We start from the raw sequence: 19,882 nt of genomic DNA, 5'->3' as shown, positions 1-19,882 counted from the left end.
GCGTCTGGCCACGAATGTTTTGCGTAAGCTGGCTACAGGATAACCTCATGAACCAGAGAGTATTGATCGTAGAGGACGAGCTCTTGATCGCCCTCGATCTTGAAGCAACCGTTCAAGCCATGGGCATGGAAGTGACGGGGCTTGCCGCAAATAAGGAACAGGCGTTGCGTTTTGCGCCGACGGCGGACGTCGCTTTTGTAGACGTCAACCTGTCGGATGGTGCGACTGGCCCGGAAATCGGCCGCCGGCTGGCGCAAGACCACGGTATTGCCGTCGTCTTTATGACAGGCAACCCGGAGATGGTGGCAGGCGGCGTCAAGGGGACGCTCGGCGTCGTCAAAAAGCCGGTCAAGCCGTCCGTCGTCGAGCAGTCGCTGAAGTATGCCGTCGCACGCCGCAATGGCGCGCTCGCTGCCGTTCCGTCGCAGATGCTCGTCTTTGCCTGACGCTCAGCCGCTGACGGCCGCAAGCTCTGGTCGCTCGGCGGACCTCTCCGTGCCGTAAGCGCGAAGGAACGTCCTGACCGCGTTGCGGGCGGCACTTTCGAGTTGCTCATCGCTCGGCGTTTGCCCGAACAGCATCATGATCTGCAGATCCGCATTCCCGAGAGCGAGGAATTGGCGTGCCGCCACATCGAAGTCTTCGATCTTCAGCGCACCACTGGCGCTCAACCGCGCAAACAGAGCGCCGAGCGCGGAAATGATCCGGCCCGGGCCTTGCTGGCGCCAGGTCTCGAAAAGATGCGGATAGCGCTCACCTTCGTTCTGGACGAGACGGCGCAGGAACTTTCCGTCCTGGTTGCAGATGCAGTTTTTGTTGATCCGGATCGCAAAGGCGACAAGGTCTTCTTCCAAATTGTCGGCATTGACCGGAAACGTTGCCAGCATCGAAAAAATCATCGAATTGGCGCGCTTCAGCACGTCGTCTACGACGGCGACGAACAAAGTCTCTTTCTCGCAATAGTGATTATAGATCGTCTGGCGCGAGACATTGGCCTCTACCGCAATCTCGTCGATGCTTGCTCCTGCAAAGCCCTGGCGGCAGAATACATCCGCGGCTGCTTCCAGGATGGAAGCGCGCTTCTTGAACTGGCCGCGCTGGGTCGGCCCATCCAATCTCTTTTCGGGTGGCGCGAGATTTTTCATCGCTCTAAAGATAATGCGCCTTGACGTGTTAGACAACACTGTCTAATTTTACACTCGTGTCCAAAATACTAGACACCACGGTTCGCATTCGCTGACGCTTCTCCCAAGCGCGTCGCGGGTTGCAGCCGCCCCTCATTTGAACCCCTCGAGAGCAACGCGGCGGAGAGACATAGTCCGCTTCCTTCGCTGCGCATTTATGAAAGATCATCAAAATGACCGCTTCATTCTTTCGCATTGCGCTCATCCTTGGGCTTTTATCAGCCATAGGTCCCTTTGCCATCGACATGTACCTTCCAGCACTGCCTTCGATTGGCGTCGATCTGGGGTCGGATAACAACGTCACCCAGTTGAGCCTTCTGTCGTTCTTCATTTCCTTTGCACTGGCCCAGCTGCTTTACGGTCCACTGTCCGACATGTGGGGCCGCAAGCTGCCACTTTATCTGGGTGTCGGCATCTTCACCGTTGCCAGCATCGGCTGCGCGCTGGCCCAAGACATAGAAACGCTGATTGCCTTCCGCTTCATCCAGGGCATCGGCGGTGCGGCCGGCATGGTCATACCACGCGCTGTTGTTCGTGACATGCACACTGGCATTCAGGCAGCCCGTCTAATGTCGCTTCTCATGCTCGTCTTCTCAATTTCCCCCATTCTTGCTCCGCTGGCCGGCAGTGCGGTCATCGAGTTCTACGGCTGGCGCGGTGTCTTCTGGGCGGTGACTGTCGCGGCTTTCATCGGGCTCGTGCTGCTTGCCACACAGCTTGACGAGACTCGCCCGACCAAGGATCGCAAGGGCAGCAGCCTCGGCAGCGCGATGTCTGCCTATGGCTTCCTTTTGCGCGACAGGAACTTCCTGACGCTCACCTTCATCGGTGGCCTCGGGATCTCGAGCTTCCTCGTCTATCTCGCCAACTCGCCCTTCGTGCTCATCCAGCACTACGGCCTGACGCCGACGCAGTACAGCTTCGCATTCTCCGTCAACGCCGTGTCCTTCTTCGCCGTATCGCAGGCGACCGGCTGGCTCGGCGAGCGTTTCGGTCTCGTTCGCGTCATGCGCTCAGCCGTCACCTTCTATTGCCTCGTCATGGTCGTGATGGCCGTCGCAATGGCGGCGGGCATCAACCAGCTTCCGGTGATGGCCGTCTTCCTTTTCATCGGATATGGCTTTCTCGGACTTGTCATTCCAACGAGCGCGGTTCTTGCTCTGGAGGATCACGGTCAGATCGCAGGTACGGCCTCGTCGTTGATGGGGACATTGCACTTCGTCATTGCGGCTGTCGCAATGGTGGTGTCCGGCCTGTTTGCCGATGGCACGGCCGTTCCGATGGCGGCAGGCATTGCGGCCTGCGCGCTGCTTGCCTTCGTCCTGACGCAAGCAACGCTCGGCCGCCGCGCCGCCGCAGCACCGGCTGAATGACAATTGCGGCCGCGTCCCCAAACGGCGCGGCCAGTTTCATGGATTGAGGAAAAAGGCGTCGCTTTCGCCTGGGACCAGTTCCAGCGGCCAGATCGTGTTGCGCGCGCCCTTCGGATAATATTTCGCATAAGCGGGCATGGTCGCAAGCAGCGTTTCGGCCAGTTCGACACCGAGATCGCGCAGCGACATGCGGAAGCAGGTGAGGGCAGGTTGCAGGAATTTGGCGCGTGGCTCCTCACGGAAGCCGATCACTGCCAGATCGCGCCCCGGAACGACGCCTGCCTCGACCAAGCGTCTGTAAAGACCAATCGCCATCAACTCGTAGATCAGGATGATGGCTGTCGGCTTGTTGTCCAAGAGCAGCAATTCGTGTCCGGCCTGGTAGCCACCTTGTTCGCTCGATTTGACGCGAATGACGAGCTTGGGATCATACGGGATGCCGTGGCGCTCAAGCGACTGCTGGTAGGCATCGACGAAGACATAGCCGAGATTGATATCGCTCGAAGGTGCTGCGATCGCGATCCTACGATGTCCCTTGGCCACCAGCCGGTCGACCGCCGACGCCGCCACGCCCTCGAAATCAAGATCTATCCAGGTGTAGTTGTCGCCCGATGAGCTTCGTCCGAGCGCGACGAAAGGAATCTTGGCTTTCACCAGAAGATCGATGCGCCTATCGATCCGCTGCGTCGCTGAAATAATCATCGCGTCAACGACGCGCCGCGCCACCATGCGCTTCAGGTATTCATAGGGATCCTCGTCGCTGGGGCAGGGCAGCATCACGAGGTCGAGCTTGTGCCGCGCAAGCACGCTCTGCAGACCGCCGGTGAGACCGAGAAAAAAGTTGTCGCTATTTTCGACGGTTTCCTTGCTGGATTCGATCATCAATCCGATAACGTTGGTCGTGCCCTGCCTCAGGCTGCGGCCGGACTGATTTGCCACATAGCCAAGCTCCTCGGCAGCCGCCAGCACGCGCTTGCGCGTTTCCTCGTTGACGTCCGGTTTGTCGTTTAGCGCGCGGGAAACCGTCCCGATCGAAATGTCGAGATGCTTGGCAAGCTGTCGGATTCCCTTCATCGGCTGCGTTCTTCCTCCCCGATCAAAACGCGTGATCTTCTCTTATTGCCACAGGAATGCGTTTCCGCAAAGCGGCTGCGGTCCCGCTCGTGGGCGGCACCGGTGTGCGGCACAGACGTCAGATCGGCACGAGATGAAGATGCCGCATCGTTTTCGCGCTGGCAGCCGACGTCTATTGTATGCTTCTCATGACGATGGTCCGCAGGCAGACGCCAGCCCCGGCAGCCAGGCCGCCGGGGCTGGAAGTCATCTTGTGTCGGGCCAGATGCTCCAGAATCTCGCCGCCCCGTACGCATCCTCGGCCTCCGGAAGGCCGATATCGCGGCGCGTACGATCTGACAGCTGGGAGACCTGGTTCACCGTTTGGTGATGCCTCCAGGCGGCCAGAACCAGCGCGCGCGCTGTCCTCCAGACGCCAAATTTCTGGTACAGTTCATCGACCGTCGCCGAAAGGGTTTCAGCAACTACTACTTGTGCTTCACGCATGATTTTTCCGTCCCGGCGCGCTCAAGCAGCCAGGTCCTCTCGAAGGTTAAAAAGACACATGGAGGCGGACGTGGAACACACGTAGTCGTTCGGCGGTCCGGCTCAATTCAGGTCAAGTTGGGAAATGCCAAAATGGCAGTGATCCGGGGTTTATACAGCCTCGGAGGAATGTCGGCCCGGATTGGATGCACAACGCATCGACGTCTTGCGAGCCATCCCGCCAGCGGGGCGTATAAACACGAGAATGGGATTCATTTCACGCCTCCTCTGATTAAATTTGCGAGATAGGATTATATTTGCACAACAGCGGATGATCAGCAATATTAAATCTTGAATTGTAGCTATCACCGAGAAGTTTGTTGCATACCGGCAACACGCCATCATGCGACACCTCTCGTTCGGCAGCATCGAGAATGACCTCCGGCGAGCGGCAAAAGTGACACGTATCGAGCGCTGAGGTCAGGGGGTGAAGCTGTCGCGGAAGATAAGTTCCGGAATGACCCTCTCATAGGCAGGCGGCAAGTCCGGGCTGGCAAGCCGACGCTCGACAAGGTCGACGGCGCGCTGTGCCATGACGACCGGATCCTGGCGGAAAGTCGTAAGCCGGTAGCTGAGCCAGGCTGCCTCCGGCACATCATCAAAGCCGATCACGGCGACGTCTTCCGGTATCCGCAAGCCGAGCGTCTTTCGGACATGATCCATCAATCCGAAGGCAATCAAATCGTTGGCGCAATAGACCGCATCGGGTCTTTCGGCCCGGGAGAAGAGTTGACGCGCGGCATCGATGCCGCTGTCATAATCGGAATCTATGCCGCGTCCGACCGAGACCGAAGCGCCGAACTCCTCGGCTGCCGCCAAGAAGGCATCCTCGCGCTCGGCAATGCTGGACGTTGCGGAATGCGACGCTGCAACGGCAAGCCGCCGGTATCCCTTGTCGAAGAAGGCCGTCGCTGCATTGCGGGACGCTTCGGCGTTTCCGGCACTGACATGGTCCGCATCCGGTTCGGTGCGGCCGATGACCACCAGCGGCTGGCCGTTGCGATGCGCGATATCGACGAAGCTCGCGGGTGGGGATCCCGAAAGAATGATCGTTGCTTCGGCGCGGTGGCCGATCAACATCTTCTGCGCTGCAAGCAATTCATCCTCGGTCTGGCCGGTGTTGATCAGGATCGGGATGCTGCCCCGCTTTATCAGCGCTTTTGCAAGTGCTGCGGCCAGATGGGCGCGAAAGCCGACTTCCGGCCGCGTCGCAACGATGCCGACCAGGCGGCTTTGATTTGCAAGGACGCCGCGTGCCAGATCGTTGACATGATAGCCAAGCTCCTCGGCAGCCTTCTGCACGCGCTCGCGGGTGGCGGGCGCAACGCTTGCGCCTGGCGTGAAAGTCCGTGAAACAGCGGAGCGTGAAACGCCCGCAAGCTGTGCGACCTGATCTGCGCTGACAAATCGCATGCGCTCCTTGCGCTTGGTCTTCTTTCCGTCGATCGTCGGGCCGTCCTTCATTGGCATTCCTTTATCCACCCGCGAAAGTACGTCTGCCGTTAGGAACCGCTTCATCATTAGCATAAACATCCAGGATGCAAGCATGAGCGCGGTCATCACTGCAACCTGAGTTGCCACTGGCGCTTGCCATGCAAACAGCAGTAGGTCGTCGTGTTTGTCCCTTGCGTTGCATCGCTGTGCAACCTGGTTTGGGGTTTGGTAAAATGTCTGTTTGACAGCCCGATGACATGCCCGGCATGACCGTGCTGCATTGCAATGTGAATTTGGCTAAGATCGCGCATTTAAAGCTGTTTTCCGCAGCATTTCGCCCCGGTTCGCCCTCTATTGACAGCAAGAAACGTTTCCGCTTACTATCGTAAACGTTTACGGGACACGCAAACGGAGATTTGCCGGACGCGCGCCGCGGGAGGAAATCGTGACATTGAATGCAGTTCTGTGCGGTTGCGGAGCCATGTCCAAAGGCTGGCTGCGCGCCTTAAAGGAAACCCCGGCTCTAGCCGAATCGATCGAGGTCACCGGCCTCGTCGATGTGAACCTGGCTGCGGCCGAAGCGCTCACCTCGGAGTTCGGCCTGAATAAGGTCTCCATCGGCACCGATCTTTCCAGCGTTATTGCAAAGGCGAGGGCGGATATCGTCTTTGACGTCGTCATCCCGGCTGCCCGTTTCAATGTCGTCTCTACGGCTCTTAAGGCAGGATGCCATGTGCTGAGCGAAAAGCCGATGGCTACCTCGCTGGCGGAAGGAGCTGCCCTGATCGATCTTGCGGCAGAGACCGGCAAGATCCATGCGATCATCCAGAACCGACGCTTCATTTCCGGTGTTCGCCGCATGCGCCGTTTTGTCGAAAGCGGTGCAATCGGCGATGTGACCGCGATCCATTGCGACTTCTTCATAGCCCCGCATTTCGGCGGCTTCCGCGAGGACATGGACAATGTCCTGCTTCTCGACATGGCGATCCATACCTTCGATGCCGCACGCTTTGTCGCCGGCAAGAAGCCGCTCGCCGTCTATTGCGTCGAGCGTAATCCAAAAGGGTCGTGGTATCGTCACGGCGCCTCTGCCAACGCCACCTTTGAATTCTCCGACGATGTCGTTTTCACCTATCGCGGCTCCTGGTGCGCAGAAGGCGAGCGTACGAGCTGGGAAAGCCAGTGGCGTCTCGTCGGCTCCAAGGGAATGCTAACCTGGGACGGGGATCAAACATTCCGCGCCGCAGTTGCCGGCGAAGAGACGGGCCTGCTTCGCGGCGTTACGCCCGTCGACGTTCCTGGGGCGGAGCGGGACGAGGAGACGCACGGCCATGCCAGCGTGATTGCCGGTTTCGTGGACGCCATCCGGACCGGCAAGCGGCCGGAGACGGCCGGCAGCGACAACATCAGAAGCCTTGCCATGGTCTTCGGCGCGATCGAGAGCGCCAGAACCGGCAAGCGCGTTGAAATTTCAGCATAAGGAATGAGATCGTGAGCAATCCTGCAAAATCCATCCGTATCGGAACTATGGTCAGCGCGTCCAAGGGCGGCGCCGACAAGCGCATCGGCAAGATCGCCGATATGGGGTTCGAGAGCTTCGAGCCCTTTTTCTGGCAGACGACCAACGGACAGGATCTCGCCGAGCTCGGCAAGCGCTCACTCGACGCGATCGGCGATCGCGACATTACAATTTCGACGCTCGGCATGTTTGGCAATCCGCTGGAAGAAACCGATATCGACTTGCAGACGCTGCAGGGCTGGAAGGACTGCATCGACAATGCCCATCATTTTGGCGCCACCTGCGTTGCCGGCTTTACCGGCCGCATCCGCGGTACGCCGCTGACCGACAGCCTGCCGCGCTACAAGCAGATCTGGAGCGAGCTTGCCAAGCGCGCCGCCGACAAGGGCATCAAGATCGCCTTCGAAAACTGCGCTATGGACGGCAACTGGGCAACCGGTGACTGGAACATCGCGCATAATCCGGATGCATGGGAGCTGATCTTCAATGAGACGCCGGACGACAATATCGGCCTTGAGTGGGAACCCTGCCACCAGATGGTTTACCTGATCGAGCCGCTGCCGCAGATTCGAAAGTGGGCAAAGAAAATCTTCCATGTCCACGGCAAGGATGCGACGATCCGCTGGGATGTCATCAAGGAGCATGGCATCTTCGGCAAGGAAAAGTTCGTCTTCATGCGCACGCCGGGTTTCGGCGACAGCAACTGGACGGACATCATTTCGGAGCTGCGTCTGGCCGGCTGGTCGGGCTCGATCGATATCGAAGGCTGGCACGATCCGGTTTACCGCGACGTGCTGGAGATGACGGGCCAGGTCTACGCACTGAATTATCTGAAGCATGCCCGGGGCGGCGATTTCGTCGCCGATCCGGTTTGATGATACCGCGCCCGGCAAGGAGGATTTTGCCGGGCAGTCGGGGGTAACCACAAAGGAGGAGAACCATGGCTATCCGCAAATTCGCAGTTCTGGGCGCTTTGGCACTTGCCGGCGTCTCGCTCTTCGGCCTTTCAGCCAAGGCCGAAGACGTTACCATCAGCGTCTGGTCGCTTGATCGCGACATTCAACCAGCGCCCAATCTCGTCAAGGAATTCAACGCGCAGAACAACGGCATTAAGATCGAGTACCGCCTGATCCAGTTCGATGACGTCGTTACCGAAGCGATGCGCGCCTATGCCTCCGGTCAGGCGCCCGACATCATTGCCGTCGATAATCCGGAACACGCGATGTTCGCTTCGCGTGGCGCCTTCCTCGATCTGACCGACATGATCTCGAAGTCGACCGTGATCAAGCCGGAGAATTATTTTCCCGGGCCGCTGAAGTCGGTCGAATGGGACGGGAAATACTATGGCGTGCCGAAAGCAACCAACACGATCGCCCTCTACTACAACAAGGATATGTTCAAGGCGAAGGGCCTCGACCCGAACAAGCCGCCGCAGACCTGGGATGAGCTCGTTGAAGACGCGCGCAAACTGACCGATCCGGCTAAGAACGTCTATGGCTTGGCCTTCTCTGCAAAAGCCAACGAGGAGGGCACCTTCCAGTTCCTTCCCTGGGCCCAAATGGGCGGTGGCGGCTACGAGAACATCAATGCCGACGGCGCTGTCAAGGCGCTTGAGACCTGGAAGACCATTATGGACGAGAAGCTTGCCTCGCCCGATACACTGACGCGCGGCCAGTGGGACTCGACCGGCACTTTCAATTCCGGCAATGCAGCAATGGCGATCTCCGGTCCGTGGGAACTCGACCGCATGGTGAAGGAAGCCAAGTTCGATTGGGGTGTAACGCTGCTTCCGGTTCCGAAGGCAGGCGCGGACCGCTCGTCGGCCATGGGCGACTTCAACTGGGCGATCTTCGCAAGTTCCAAGCACCCGGCCGAAGCCTTCAAGGCGCTTGAATATTTCGCCTCTCAGGACGACAAGTTGTTCAAGAACTACGGCCAGCTTCCGGCCCGTTCCGACATCACCATCCCGGTGACCGGCGAAAAGCTGAAGGATGACGCTCTCAAGGTCTTCCTCGAGCAGATGAAATATGCCAAGCCCCGCGGCCCGCACCCGCAGTGGCCGAAGATCTCCAAGGCGATCCAGGACGCAATACAGGCAGCATTGACGGGCCAGATGAGCGCCAAGGAAGCACTCGACCAGGCCGCCGACAAAATCAAGGCCGTTCTCGGATAATTGGCACCCAGTTAATCGCTTCTCCTTCTCCCCGCTCCGGGGAGAAGGAGAAACTCAACCATTCCTCCCGGCAGGGGCTGTCTTCCGCGAGAGCGCCAGGCAGCCCCGTTCGGAGTTATCGGAGGCCCGATGAAGAGGATCCTGATGAGCGTCAAGGACGGCCGCGGTTTCGATATCGTGCTTGTCGCCTTTCCGCTCGGCTTTCTGTTCCTGATGGCGGGTCTGCCGCTCATCTACAATGTTGTGATGAGCTTCCAAGAGGTTGACATGTTCAGCCTCGGGACCTTCTCGCGCCCCTTCGTCGGCTTCAAGAATTATACGGATATCTTCGCGCAGCCCGAGACGCTGGGGATCCTTTACAACACGCTGATCTTCGTCACCGGCTCGATCGCCGGTCAGTTCTTGATCGGTTTCGGGCTTGCATTGTTCTTCTGGGTGAACTTTCCCGGTGCATCGTGGCTGCGCGGTCTCTTCCTCGTGTCCTGGGTCATGCCGGGCCTCGTTGTCGGCGCCATCTGGAACTGGATTTTGTCAGGCGACTTCGGCGTGCTCAATTTCATCCTGCGAGAAAGCGGCATCATCTCGGGAAACATCTTCTGGCGTTCCGACCCGCACTATTCGCTCTTTGCCGTCATTATTGCCAATATCTGGCTCGGCACTTCCTTCAACATGATCCTGCTATCCGTCGGCCTTTCGGCCATCCCCGGCGATCTCTATGAAGCTGCAGAACTCGATGGTGCGAATGCCTGGCAGCGCTTCTGGACCATCACTGTGCCGATGATGCGCTCGACGATCGGCGCCATCATCGCCCTTGGCCTGATCTTCACGCTGCAACAGTTCGACCTCTTCGCCGCGATCACCTCTGGCGGGCCGAACAATTCCTCAAATGTAACGCAATACTGGGCCTGGGAGTTGTCTTTCCGCCAATATGATTTCGCTAAGGGTGCCACGATCTCCGTCATCATGATCGTCTTCGTCATGATCGCCTCTGTGGTCTATGTCCGCTCGACACGCCATGAGGTGCGCGGATGAGTGATACAAACCGCAACCGACTGATGTTCGCAATCGCCATCGCCATGGCGGCGATCTATCTCTTTCCGCTCTACTGGATGTACATCACGGCGCTGAAAAGCGGGTCGGAGATGTTCGCTACGCCGCCGAGCTTCTGGCCGTCTTCTCCGCAATGGAGCACCTATGCCTATGTCTGGGAGAGCCGGAACATGGGCCGCTATCTCTGGAATTCGCTGGTGATCGCGCTCGGTTCCGTGGCGCTCATCACCATTCTCGGCGTTGGCTGCGCTTACGTGCTGGCGCGTTATCGCAGCATCTGGGTGGATATTGGCCTGTTCCTGATCCTCATGCTGCAGGTTCTTCCGGCCTCCCTGATGGTTACACCGATCTTCGTCGGGTTCTCGCAGCTCGGCATGCTCAACTATCCGCGCCTTGCCGTTATCATCGCCATTGCAGCGAAAAGCATGCCCTTCTTCGTCGTCCTCGTCCGCGCCACCTTCATGGCCGTGCCGCAGGAACTGGAAGAGGCCGCTCTTGTCGACGGCAATTCCCGCATCGGCGCCTTCTTCAACATCGTCCTGCCGCTGGCGCGCAACGGCATCCTCGTCAGCGCGATCCTCATCTTCATGCAGGCCTTCGGCGAATTCGTCTATGCGAAATCGATGATCCAGGCCGCCGAGCTTCAGCCGGCGAGTGTCGGTCTCAATTCCTTCATGGGACCGAACACCAACGAGTGGAACAACATCATGGCCTACGCCACGATGTATGTAACGCCGATCCTCGCCATTTTCGTTCTCTTGCAGCGCCGCATCGTATCCGGCCTCACCTCGGGAGCCCTCAAATGACCACTCAGATCGAGCTTGCCGGCGTCAACAAGCATTACGGCGCCTTCCACGCTCTCAAGAACATCAACCTGTCGATTGCCAAGGGGACGTTCGTGGCGCTCGTCGGCCCTTCCGGCTGCGGCAAGTCCACGCTTCTGCGGTCTCTCGCGGGCCTTGAAAGCATCTCTGAGGGCGATCTTAAGATCGCTGGGGAGTTGATGAACAACGTGCCGCCGCGCAAGCGCGATGTGGCAATGGTCTTCCAGTCCTACGCGCTTTATCCGCATATGACGGTCGAGCAGAATCTCACATATAGTCTGCGCATCCGCGGCGTCGCCAAAGCCGAGGCGAAGAAAGCCGCCGAGGAAGTCGCTGCCACTACCGGCCTGTCGCATCTCCTGAAACGCTATCCGCGCGAACTTTCAGGCGGCCAGCGCCAGCGCGTCGCCATGAGCCGCGCCATCATCCGTCATCCGAAGGCATTCCTCTTTGACGAACCGCTTTCCAATCTGGACGCGGCGCTGCGCGTCCATATGCGCAAGGAAATCCGTGCGTTGCACGACCGGCTTCACGCCACTTCCGTTTACGTTACCCACGACCAGATCGAGGCGATGACTATGGCCGATCACGTCGTCGTCATGCGCGAGGGCGTCATCGAGCAGCAGGGAAGGCCGCTTGATCTCTACGACACGCCTGCCAACAAATTCGTCGCCGGCTTCATCGGCTCGCCCGCAATGAACTTTATCCCGGCGATCGTCGGCGAAGATGGCGCAAGCCTGACGCTCGACCTCGGCCCGCTGAAGCACAAGCTGACGATCTCCAGCAAACTGCAACCCGGCCGCAAAGTGACCGCCGGCATTCGCCCCGAGCATATCGGCATCACCGGCCAAGGGCAGGGCACCTTCGACGTTCCGGTCGCCGTCGTGGAATCCACGGGTTCTTCGACCTTCATCACTGCGGCAACCGGACCTGAACTTACCATTGTCGAAACCGGTCGCGGAAATGCACGGGCAGGAGATACTATCGGCGTGATTGTCGATCCAGAGAAGCTTCACCTCTTCGATGAGACAAGCGGCGTCCGGATCTGACGCCGCCTTTCAAGATTCAGCGTCCGCCTTCCACCTTGCGGTGGCGCTGGTTGATGCCATGCTCACCATAGGGATATTGCCCGGGCGTCGGCGCGCTGACTTCGTTGAGCCTGGTGGTCTCCTCAAGTGAAAGCGCAAAGCTGGCGGCATTGAGATTGTCGGCGAGCTGCTCAGGATTTCGCGCGCCGAGAATGACGGAGGTCACTGCCGGGCGCGCCGCCGTCCAGGCAAGGGCCACTTGCGCCATGCTGACGCCGCGGGCTCTCGCAATCTCCTCGACCACCCCGATAACTGCCCAGGTGCGCTCCTGCGCATTGCGGGCTTCGAAGGCTTCGCCGCCGCGCGTTGGATTTTCGCCAAGACGGGTTGCGCCGGTCGGCATCTGATCACGCTTGTACTTGCCAGTCAGCCAGCCACCGCCAAGCGGTGACCAAGGAAGCAACCCCAGGCCGGCATCCTGGCAGGCGGCGACGATTTCAAGCTCGATATCGCGCATCAGCAAATTATATTGCGGCTGAAGCGTGACCGGCCGTGTGTAGCCGCGCGCCTTGGCAGTTTCGGAAGCCTTGGCAATGTGCCAGGCGACATAGTTGGAAAAACCGTAGTAGCCGATCTTGCCCGCTGAAACGGCGTCATCGAGAAAGCGCAGAGTCTCCTCGATGGGCGTCAGCGCGTCCCAAGCATGCATCTGGTAAAGATCGATATGCTCGATGTCCAAGCGACGGAGCGAGTCGTTGAGCGCCTGGTTAAGATGTCTGCGTGAGAGACCGATATCGTTCGGACCCGGACCCATCGGGAAGCGGCCTTTGGTTGCGATCACGGCCTGCTTTGCCTCGGTCGGCCGCGTCTTCAGCCAGCGGCCGATGATCTCTTCGGATTTGCCAGCGCTATATACGTCGGCGGTATCGATGAAATTGCCGCCCCAGGCGAAATAATCGTCGAGCAGCTTGTAAGAGGCGGCCTCGTCCGCCTCCGCACCAAAGGTCATCGTGCCGAGACAATAGGCGCTCACGATTGTGCCGCTCTGGCCGAGTTTGCGATAGTCCATGTTAACCTCCTGATACATCAAAGCCGCGACACCAAGGGCGGCCACTGTCTCGCATCATCGGCACCGATGGCGGCCGTGCTGCAGCCAACGCTTCTTTTCCTGCGCAGCTGTCGGAAAGGACAGCGTCGAGAAGACCGTCATGAACGAATAGGTTGATCACGTGAGGTAGAAGCAATGCCGAAAACGCCGCGAGAGAATGCGTCAGGCGCTTCCATCTTTCAAACGGAAGATTTAGATAAGATTGATCAATATGTGTGAAAAATGAGGCTCCAGTGGAACTACGCCAGCTCCAGTATTTTGTTGCTGCGGCAAAAGCCGAGCATTTCACGAAAGCCGCGCAGCGGTTGAACATTGTTCAGTCCGCTCTTTCGAGTTCAGTCCGGGCGTTGGAACAAGAGCTGAATGCGCAGCTTTTCGTCCGCACTACTCGAAAGGTGCGGCTGACGGCCGCCGGCAGGGCGCTGCTCGAAAAGGCGGAGATTGTCCTTGAGGCAGCGAAGGACGCACGGGAAGCGGTAAGCGCTGTTGCCCAGGCGAAATCGGGCAAGTTGAACCTCGGAACCGTTCAGGGACTGCCGGCATTTGTCGATCTGCCGTTTCTACTTGCCCGTTTTCATAAGCGTCATCCACAGATCGACGTGCGGCTGATACAGGGCGGGGCGGTCCATCTCCTGGAGAAGGTCAGGAACGGCAAACTCGACCTTGCATTCCTGCCCATGTTTGATCCGCCGGCCGACATTGTAACCGTCACCATCGCCTGCGAAGAACTGGTTGTCGTCTGCAACAAGTCGCATTCACTTGCCTCAAGCCAGGTTGTTTCGCTTGATGAAATTGCAGCTCATGCCTTTGTCGAATTCGAGCAGGATTTAGGTACGCGCAAAATCATCGATGATCTGTTTTTGACGGCGAATATTGATCGCAAGATCGCATTTGAGGTGAGCGATCTCGGCACGTTGATGGAACTCGTCGGACACGGGCTCGGCATCGCCCTCGTGCCGGAATCGGTCGCCTGCAGCCGGGCACAGACATTGAGTGTTTGCCGTCTGAAAGAAGCAGATGCATGCTGGGAAGTTGTATTGGCTTCATCGGCAACATCGGGCGACGCTCTGCCGAGACGCTTCGAGGAGATCATCGGAAGTGATGCCGCCGGCATCGAAGTTTGACCCGCGCCGGGTGGTGCGTGAATTGCGGATACTGTCGAGGCTGGGCGGCCTATGATCGTCTATCGTCATCATGGCCGGAAGTGAGCGAGAGGGATGAACATGAGACGGAAATTCAGTTATGCATTCGGGGCGAGTTTGATCCTGCTTGGATTGCTCTGGATCGGACAAGGTAGCGGGCTCTTCCCGTATCCTTCCTCGAGTTTCATGGTCAATCAAAGTGTCTGGATTCTATGGGGTGTCATAGTCCTGGGGATCGGCGGCATAGCTGTCTTCATCACCCATAAACTGCGCGGGGACTGATAGGCTTGCAGGTCTAAATTTGGCCGGCTGTCGCAGCAGACAGGTTCGTGGGGTCTGTTTTACCCGATCTGCTGGTGAGGCAATTTCGTAAGGATCCGCAAGGACGCAGTCGCGGCTGACAAAATGGCCAACAGAAAGGCCCCAAGCTTATAGAAATCCGCCCCAGCCGTGTTGGACGCATGCAAGTGCCTATCCCGGTCATGAAGCGGCCTCCCTGTTATATCAGTGACTTCCGAGCGCTTACCTAAAGTGTCGGTTGAAATAGAATCTACGATGAGCAACGTTCGTAGGTTTTGACCATGCTTCGCACTGCTGCGGTTTCGTTTCGCAGTAGTCGTCGAAAAATCCGGATATAACTCTCATTTCGGGCGCCTGGAGTTCCCTATTCGGCGACAATGTTGCCCTGATAGTCGAGGGCGATCAAAACAGCCTTGCCGTCCATCATGCCCGAGGCCATCCAGACGCCTTTGTCGTTGAGCTTTAGATCCTTAACCTCCGTGTAGCCTGCATTTTCGATGCGATCCTTTGCCTGGGCTTCGGTGAAGCTGTTGGCACCTGCGACGGGGGCAGTCGGGTTCTTCGTGCCTGGTGTTGCGATCGCAGGCGTGTTTCCGGACGGGGAAGGCGCAAATGTTGCCTGGGCTAGCACAGAGAAGGCGGGTGCCCCGAGGGCGGTAGCGGCTAGGATTAACGCGCGCATTGTTGTGTTCCTTTTTGGGATCGCCGAGATCCGTGCAAGGAACACCGGTCGAACTTTAAAGTTCCAGAAATTTTCTGGGCGTAAGCGGCATCTTAAGATCCCAATGCATCTCTATGATTTAACGCGCCTTTTCCTGCGGCTGTAACGCAATGCAAATGCATGCCCGCCAGTTGTTGAAGCCATTAGAGCCAATCATCGTAGCCACGAAAAAACCAGCGTCGGCAAGACCATCAACGAAAACAGCACTCATGGAGATTGTTTTGCTGAAATACGCAGAACTGCAAATGGCCAGCCACTATTTCGCGGTGAACTTCGGGCAAGCATACTCGCCGCGATGAATTTCGACTTTGACATGCTGGCCGGTGGCAGTTTGAACACAAATCCGGAACTTCCCGGCACCTGCGGGATTACTGCGATCAAGCAAGGAGGAACTCAACATGCCAAATCCAGACGAATCCCCAGCAGTTCAGTCCATGAAGCGGGAGCAGGCCCAGCAGCGCAAGCGATCGCGAAAGGGCGAACTCGAGAAAGGACTTGAGGACACCTTTCCGGCCTCAGATCCCGTTTCGGTCACCCACACCACGGCACCATCTGGAAGAGTGGACGCCGAGGCGGCCGAGCGCGTCCAGCGGCAGCGCGACCCCGAAACGCCCGACGAACAATCTCCCTTGGTCGATGAAGCGCTCGCTGCAAGTCGAAAGCGGAACGAGGTCAGCCGCGGCGAGATCAAGGCTCTGCGATCGGAAGTAAGCCGCGTCTCAGAGTCCGCAACAGAGCTCGCCTCCGGTACGGCGCGGATCGCGAAAGTTCAGGCGAGAAGCTTTGTTTATGAAATCGAGGAGCAGGTGAGGGCAAGGCCGCTGACTGCCGTCGGCATAGTTGCGGCAGTCGCCTACCTCTGGGGCGCTACCCGCTGACGCCCACTTTGGATCTTCGCTTCCTCTTGAAGTTGTAGGCCATATCGCGGCTTGGCAGATCGCTGTTACGGGACCGATCAAACCCCACCCGGCGCCCATGAGACCATTCTCGGGCTGGAAGACCCGCATGCTCACAGGTTAGAAAGCATCGCGTGGGCGGCAAACATTGAGGCCCGCAATTCTATACTGCTTCCGTTTGCATGATCGTCCCGTGCGACTGTGCTGAAGTCTCGTTATCGTCTGGCCGCACGGCGGCGCTCGTGCCCATCATTGCCTGTGCGTCGACGCGCGCTGCAGCTTCGCGAAGCAATGTTGCGAAAACGTCAAGCGATACCCTGTCGGCGCGCATAAGCTGTCGGATCAGTGGATCGCTCATTATCTCTGACATGGTCATATCGCGCATAGTTGCCTCCTGATGATGAAAACAATCTAGCCGCGATTGATTACAATCTAATGTAAGAGCGACGGCGAAAAGATGGCCACAGGCCGGCCGTCAATCATAAGCCGCATTCAAGAACGTCGGATTCGCCCATCTTTTGTCGATGTTGTTGTTGCAGAGATTAGAATGCACGGCTGTGCAAAAAACCTTCGTCCGGACCCTTTTGTCATCCCGATGTCACGCGTCAGCGTTAGCTAGCTCCAACAGGCACGCGGGGTGCGACCGCGAAACGAATGGAGAGGGTAATGAACAGACGCGAGTTTCTTATCACGTCGTCGGCCGCAGCAGCTCTGCTGACTGCGCCGCGTTTTGCCACCGCAGCAGCGAGGACGATCGATCTCTACAGCGGCTCCGATGCCAATATCGTCGACTTCTGGAACAACATCGTCCGTCCGGCTTTCGAAGCGGCCCATCCGGACGTTGCCTTGAAGGTCACTGATGCCGGCGACAATACCGGCCTGCGCGCCATTGCAGATCGAGCCCTGGCCGCCCTCCAGACCAAGACCGATCCGCAGGCAGACATCTTCGAAACCTTCGATCCACGCCTGCCGACGGGTGGGATCGACGCCGGTCTTTGGGTCAAGTTCTCTGCAGAGAACATCGAAGGCTTCGACCGCGTCAATCCGCTGAGCGTCGACAGCGAATATTCGCTTCCCTACCGCGGCTCGCAGGTTCTTCTCGCCTACGATAAGGCCAAGCTCGACCCAATGGATGCGCCCAAAACCTGGGAACAGCTGATTTCATGGATCAAGGCCAATCCGGGCCAGTTTATCTACAATCGTCCCGACAAAGGTGGTTCAGGCGGAAACTTCGTTCGCCGCGCCATCCATGAGGCCAACGGCCGCGATCCGAAGAAATTCACGATCGACAACTTCTCGGCCGATTACGCCAACCAGACCCTGAGGCCTGCCTGGGCGATCCTCAACGACCTTGCGCCGTCGCTCTATGAAAAGGGCGCCTATACGGCCGGCAACACGCAGTCGATCCAGCTTCTGGCGCAGGGCGTCGTCGCCATGACGCCGGTCTGGTCCGACCAGGTCCTGCAGGCGGTCTCGCAGGGCGTTCTGCCGGAAACGACCGGCCTCGTTCAGCTCGGCGACCTTGCGCTTTGCGGTAATTTCTCGCGCATGACGGTATTTTCGAACGGCGCGCACAAGGACGCGGCCCTGAAGCTCGCCGCCTTCCTGCTGACAAAGGAGATGCAGGAAGCGATCATCACCGAGATCGGCGGTTTTCCGGGCATCTCCTGGGACCATATCTCCGAGGAACTCCGCCAGAAATATGCCGATGTCGTCCCGGCGACGATCCCGACCTTTCCGAGCGGCGATTGGGAGCCTGCCATCAACGACGGCTGGTACCGTAGCGTCGCGCCGGGCATCAGCCGTACCTGATGCGCAGGGATTTTGCGCTACCATTGCTGGCGCGCTGGCGCACACCAGCCGCCACGAACGCTTCGGCAGGGCTTCTTCTCGTCGCCGTGCCGGTGCTTCTGCTGGGTTGGCTGATCGTCTATCCGATCATCGCCGCAGTCGTCGGCACGGTTTTCCTGCGCCAACCGGACGGCGCTACTGTCTTTTCGCTTGCCTCCTACCGCTTTTTCTTCAGCGATACCTATAGCCTCGCCAATCTCTGGCTTACGCTCTGGACGACGCTGGTTTGCGGCCTGCTGCTTCTCGCGACGGGCCTACCGATCGCCCTGTATCTGCGCTTTTCGCAGGGACGGCTCGCAGCCTATGTCCAAGGCCTTGCAATCTTTCCGATGTTCGTCCCGTCGATCATCCTCTCCTACGCGCTTATCCGCACGATCGGTCCGAACGGCACCGTCGACATCCTCCTGAACGCGACCGGCCTGCCAAAGCTGCCGTCTCCATATCTGACACCCTGGGGGCCAGTGATCGGCCTCGTCTGGGACAATCTTCCCCTGACGGTGCTGATGCTGGCGGCCGGATTGGGCAATATCGCGAAAAGCTCGATCGAAGCTGCGCGCGATGTCGGTGCTTCTCCGCTACGGGTCTTCGTTTCGATTATCCTGCCGCGCATGGGCAATTCGTTTCTCGTCACGGCCTCCTTCGCCATCCTCGGCATTTTTTCGTCCTTCACGCTGCCTTACGTGCTTGGCCCAGCTTCGCCCGAGATGATGGGGCCGTTCATGCAACGCACCTTCTCCGACCTCAACGACCCGCTGAATGCTCTGACGCAAGCGGTGATCACCTTCGGCTTCTGCCTGGTGTTCGGGATCTTCTATGTTCGCTCGATCGCGAAAAACCGGGAGGGCGGTCGATGAGCCTTGGGACAGCTGCCGGTGCGGCAAGGATCGATTGGGTTGGCATCCTGTTTGCGGCGCTGCTGACCCTGTTCATCGCGCTTCCGCTGATTGTTGTCGGAACCTGGGCCTTTACCGAGGTCTGGCGCTATCCCTCTGTCATTCCGCAGCAGTTCGGGCTGCGCTTCTGGTCGCAGACGCTATCGCGCTCCGACGTCTGGGAATCGCTTTTTCTCAGCCTTCGGCTGACGGCCACCGTGACGCTGCTGTCGGCTGTCATCTGCCTGCCGGCGGCTTACGCATTTGCGCGCATGACCTTTCCGGGCAGGAACATCCTCTTCCTGTCCTTTCTTGCTTCGCACGCCTTCCCGAAGTTCGGACTGCTTGTCGCGATCGCCGGCATCTTCCTGCAGCTCGGCCTGATCAGCACGTTCTGGGGTGTCGTCCTGATCCAGCTCGTCGGCACCCTCATGCTGATGATCTGGATCCCTGTCGCGGCGTTCCAGAACGTTGACCGGCGCATGGAGGAAGCGGCCCGGGATGCAGGTGCGGCACCACTGCGGGTGTTCTGGTCGATCACCCTTCCGCAGGCTGCACCGACAATCGCGGCTGCGCTTCTGCTCACCTTTGTTGGCACCTTCTACGAAACGGAGGGAGCGTGGCTGATCGGTGCTCCTGAGGTCCGAACCATGCCGGTATTGATGATCACCTTCATCAACAATCAGATCGTCGTGCAGTACGGCGCAGTCCTCTCGGTCATGTTGTGGGTGCCGTCCTTCATCGCACTGATGTTTGCCCGCCGTGTCGTTGGAACGGGTGCCTTTGCCCGCGGCTTTGGCGCGTGACG

The 19,882-nt window shown here is 58.7% G+C and carries 21 protein-coding genes; 14 read left to right on the top strand and 7 right to left on the bottom strand.

The annotated features are described in order from the left end of the window. Positions 1-47: 47 nt before the first annotated feature. Complete coding sequence (locus QA644_RS26945) at positions 48-446, top strand: response regulator (RefSeq protein WP_074071884.1); 399 nt, start codon at positions 48-50, stop codon at positions 444-446. Between the two features lie 3 nt (positions 447-449). Here QA644_RS26945 and QA644_RS26940 read toward each other — a convergent pair whose 3' ends face one another. After that, positions 450-1,181: a TetR/AcrR family transcriptional regulator gene (locus tag QA644_RS26940; protein WP_283074033.1), complete on the bottom strand. Its 732-nt coding sequence runs from the start codon at positions 1,179-1,181 to the stop codon at positions 450-452. A 176-nt stretch (positions 1,182-1,357) separates the two neighbouring features. Here QA644_RS26940 and QA644_RS26935 point away from each other — a divergent pair, with 176 nt between their 5' ends. Beyond that, a complete protein-coding gene (locus tag QA644_RS26935) occupies positions 1,358-2,557 on the top strand; it encodes a multidrug effflux MFS transporter (protein WP_283073949.1) in 1,200 nt (399 codons plus the stop codon). A gap of 36 nt (positions 2,558-2,593) precedes the next feature. On the opposite strand, the gene QA644_RS26930 is transcribed toward QA644_RS26935, so the two are convergent. The 3 genes from QA644_RS26930 to QA644_RS26920 all read right to left on the bottom strand — a co-directional run bounded on the left by QA644_RS26930 (position 2,594) and on the right by QA644_RS26920 (position 5,620). Then, positions 2,594-3,631 carry a substrate-binding domain-containing protein gene (locus QA644_RS26930; protein ID WP_283073948.1) on the bottom strand — a complete coding sequence of 346 codons (1,038 nt, stop codon included), beginning with the start codon at positions 3,629-3,631 and terminating at the stop codon, positions 2,594-2,596. A gap of 246 nt (positions 3,632-3,877) precedes the next feature. Then, positions 3,878-4,117, bottom strand: a complete 240-nt coding sequence (locus QA644_RS26925) for a DUF1127 domain-containing protein (RefSeq protein WP_239600693.1) — start codon at positions 4,115-4,117, stop codon at positions 3,878-3,880. Between the two features lie 459 nt (positions 4,118-4,576). Continuing rightward, positions 4,577-5,620: a LacI family DNA-binding transcriptional regulator gene (locus QA644_RS26920; RefSeq protein ID WP_074073070.1), complete on the bottom strand. Its 1,044-nt coding sequence runs from the start codon at positions 5,618-5,620 to the stop codon at positions 4,577-4,579. Between the two features lie 415 nt (positions 5,621-6,035). Between QA644_RS26920 and QA644_RS26915 the strand changes: the two genes are divergently transcribed. From QA644_RS26915 to QA644_RS26890, 6 genes are all read left to right on the top strand, one after another. Further along, the gene (locus QA644_RS26915; RefSeq protein WP_239600696.1) at positions 6,036-7,070 is read left to right on the top strand and encodes a Gfo/Idh/MocA family oxidoreductase; all 1,035 of its coding nucleotides are present in this window, start codon (positions 6,036-6,038) and stop codon (positions 7,068-7,070) included. An 11-nt stretch (positions 7,071-7,081) separates the two neighbouring features. After that, positions 7,082-7,984, top strand: coding sequence for a sugar phosphate isomerase/epimerase (locus QA644_RS26910; RefSeq protein ID WP_283073947.1), 903 nt, complete (start codon positions 7,082-7,084; stop codon positions 7,982-7,984). A gap of 65 nt (positions 7,985-8,049) precedes the next feature. Next, positions 8,050-9,282: a sugar ABC transporter substrate-binding protein gene (locus QA644_RS26905; protein ID WP_074071877.1), complete on the top strand. Its 1,233-nt coding sequence runs from the start codon at positions 8,050-8,052 to the stop codon at positions 9,280-9,282. A gap of 129 nt (positions 9,283-9,411) precedes the next feature. After that, on the top strand, positions 9,412-10,314 hold the full coding sequence (locus tag QA644_RS26900; protein ID WP_074071876.1) for a sugar ABC transporter permease: 903 nt from the start codon (positions 9,412-9,414) through the stop codon (positions 10,312-10,314). After that, on the top strand, positions 10,311-11,138 hold the full coding sequence (locus QA644_RS26895) for a carbohydrate ABC transporter permease (RefSeq protein ID WP_022717691.1): 828 nt from the start codon (positions 10,311-10,313) through the stop codon (positions 11,136-11,138). Before QA644_RS26900 ends, QA644_RS26895 begins: the two co-directional genes overlap by 4 nt. Then, the gene (locus QA644_RS26890) at positions 11,135-12,205 is read left to right on the top strand and encodes an ABC transporter ATP-binding protein (RefSeq protein ID WP_074071874.1); all 1,071 of its coding nucleotides are present in this window, start codon (positions 11,135-11,137) and stop codon (positions 12,203-12,205) included. The genes QA644_RS26895 and QA644_RS26890 overlap by 4 nt, the downstream gene beginning before the upstream one ends. A gap of 16 nt (positions 12,206-12,221) precedes the next feature. On the opposite strand, the gene QA644_RS26885 is transcribed toward QA644_RS26890, so the two are convergent. Then, a complete protein-coding gene (locus QA644_RS26885; RefSeq protein ID WP_283073946.1) occupies positions 12,222-13,253 on the bottom strand; it encodes an aldo/keto reductase in 1,032 nt (343 codons plus the stop codon). Positions 13,254-13,525: 272 nt separating this feature from the next. On the opposite strand from QA644_RS26885, the gene QA644_RS26880 reads away from it, so the two are divergent. Together QA644_RS26880 and QA644_RS26875 are read left to right on the top strand one after the other, a co-directional pair. Further along, positions 13,526-14,416 carry a LysR family transcriptional regulator gene (locus QA644_RS26880; protein ID WP_283073945.1) on the top strand — a complete coding sequence of 297 codons (891 nt, stop codon included), beginning with the start codon at positions 13,526-13,528 and terminating at the stop codon, positions 14,414-14,416. Between the two features lie 99 nt (positions 14,417-14,515). Further along, positions 14,516-14,716 carry a hypothetical protein gene (locus tag QA644_RS26875; protein ID WP_239600706.1) on the top strand — a complete coding sequence of 67 codons (201 nt, stop codon included), beginning with the start codon at positions 14,516-14,518 and terminating at the stop codon, positions 14,714-14,716. A 382-nt stretch (positions 14,717-15,098) separates the two neighbouring features. Here QA644_RS26875 and QA644_RS26870 read toward each other — a convergent pair whose 3' ends face one another. After that, positions 15,099-15,416, bottom strand: a complete 318-nt coding sequence (locus QA644_RS26870; protein ID WP_283073944.1) for a PepSY domain-containing protein — start codon at positions 15,414-15,416, stop codon at positions 15,099-15,101. Between the two features lie 437 nt (positions 15,417-15,853). Here QA644_RS26870 and QA644_RS26865 point away from each other — a divergent pair, with 437 nt between their 5' ends. After that, entirely contained in the window at positions 15,854-16,333 is a 480-nt protein-coding gene (locus QA644_RS26865) for a hypothetical protein (protein WP_283073943.1), read from the top strand. A gap of 181 nt (positions 16,334-16,514) precedes the next feature. Here QA644_RS26865 and QA644_RS26860 read toward each other — a convergent pair whose 3' ends face one another. After that, a complete protein-coding gene (locus QA644_RS26860; protein WP_283073942.1) occupies positions 16,515-16,736 on the bottom strand; it encodes a hypothetical protein in 222 nt (73 codons plus the stop codon). A gap of 281 nt (positions 16,737-17,017) precedes the next feature. On the opposite strand from QA644_RS26860, the gene QA644_RS26855 reads away from it, so the two are divergent. From QA644_RS26855 to QA644_RS26845, 3 genes are read left to right on the top strand one after another with little or no spacing between them, the layout of a single operon-like run. Further along, complete coding sequence (locus QA644_RS26855; RefSeq protein WP_283073941.1) at positions 17,018-18,163, top strand: extracellular solute-binding protein; 1,146 nt, start codon at positions 17,018-17,020, stop codon at positions 18,161-18,163. After that, positions 18,163-19,056 carry an ABC transporter permease subunit gene (locus QA644_RS26850; protein ID WP_239600718.1) on the top strand — a complete coding sequence of 298 codons (894 nt, stop codon included), beginning with the start codon at positions 18,163-18,165 and terminating at the stop codon, positions 19,054-19,056. Before QA644_RS26855 ends, QA644_RS26850 begins: the two co-directional genes overlap by 1 nt. Beyond that, complete coding sequence (locus QA644_RS26845) at positions 19,053-19,880, top strand: ABC transporter permease subunit (RefSeq protein WP_239600719.1); 828 nt, start codon at positions 19,053-19,055, stop codon at positions 19,878-19,880. The genes QA644_RS26850 and QA644_RS26845 overlap by 4 nt, the downstream gene beginning before the upstream one ends. Positions 19,881-19,882: the final 2 nt, after the last annotated feature.

Origin of the sequence: Rhizobium sp. CC1099 (assembly GCF_029714385.1) — a bacterium.
GTDB lineage: Bacteria > Pseudomonadota > Alphaproteobacteria > Rhizobiales > Rhizobiaceae > Rhizobium.
This window is presented reverse-complemented; position numbering and strand designations above follow the sequence as displayed.

What these genes read in the sequence shown, in the direction of transcription:
- QA644_RS26860 (WP_283073942.1), bottom strand. Translation starts at nt 16,736, where the DNA reads ATGCGCGATATGACCATGTCAGAGATAATGAGCGATCCACTGATCCGA.
- QA644_RS26890 (WP_074071874.1), top strand. Translation starts at nt 11,135, where the DNA reads ATGACCACTCAGATCGAGCTTGCCGGCGTCAACAAGCATTACGGCGCC.
- QA644_RS26900 (WP_074071876.1), top strand. Translation starts at nt 9,412, where the DNA reads ATGAAGAGGATCCTGATGAGCGTCAAGGACGGCCGCGGTTTCGATATC.
- QA644_RS26905 (WP_074071877.1), top strand. Translation starts at nt 8,050, where the DNA reads ATGGCTATCCGCAAATTCGCAGTTCTGGGCGCTTTGGCACTTGCCGGC.
- QA644_RS26885 (WP_283073946.1), bottom strand. Translation starts at nt 13,253, where the DNA reads ATGGACTATCGCAAACTCGGCCAGAGCGGCACAATCGTGAGCGCCTAT.
- QA644_RS26845 (WP_239600719.1), top strand. Translation starts at nt 19,053, where the DNA reads ATGAGCCTTGGGACAGCTGCCGGTGCGGCAAGGATCGATTGGGTTGGC.
- QA644_RS26930 (WP_283073948.1), bottom strand. Translation starts at nt 3,631, where the DNA reads ATGAAGGGAATCCGACAGCTTGCCAAGCATCTCGACATTTCGATCGGG.
- QA644_RS26850 (WP_239600718.1), top strand. Translation starts at nt 18,163, where the DNA reads ATGCGCAGGGATTTTGCGCTACCATTGCTGGCGCGCTGGCGCACACCA.
- QA644_RS26895 (WP_022717691.1), top strand. Translation starts at nt 10,311, where the DNA reads ATGAGTGATACAAACCGCAACCGACTGATGTTCGCAATCGCCATCGCC.
- QA644_RS26855 (WP_283073941.1), top strand. Translation starts at nt 17,018, where the DNA reads ATGAACAGACGCGAGTTTCTTATCACGTCGTCGGCCGCAGCAGCTCTG.
- QA644_RS26870 (WP_283073944.1), bottom strand. Translation starts at nt 15,416, where the DNA reads ATGCGCGCGTTAATCCTAGCCGCTACCGCCCTCGGGGCACCCGCCTTC.
- QA644_RS26935 (WP_283073949.1), top strand. Translation starts at nt 1,358, where the DNA reads ATGACCGCTTCATTCTTTCGCATTGCGCTCATCCTTGGGCTTTTATCA.
- QA644_RS26925 (WP_239600693.1), bottom strand. Translation starts at nt 4,117, where the DNA reads ATGCGTGAAGCACAAGTAGTAGTTGCTGAAACCCTTTCGGCGACGGTC.
- QA644_RS26875 (WP_239600706.1), top strand. Translation starts at nt 14,516, where the DNA reads ATGAGACGGAAATTCAGTTATGCATTCGGGGCGAGTTTGATCCTGCTT.
- QA644_RS26920 (WP_074073070.1), bottom strand. Translation starts at nt 5,620, where the DNA reads ATGAAGGACGGCCCGACGATCGACGGAAAGAAGACCAAGCGCAAGGAG.
- QA644_RS26865 (WP_283073943.1), top strand. Translation starts at nt 15,854, where the DNA reads ATGCCAAATCCAGACGAATCCCCAGCAGTTCAGTCCATGAAGCGGGAG.
- QA644_RS26945 (WP_074071884.1), top strand. Translation starts at nt 48, where the DNA reads ATGAACCAGAGAGTATTGATCGTAGAGGACGAGCTCTTGATCGCCCTC.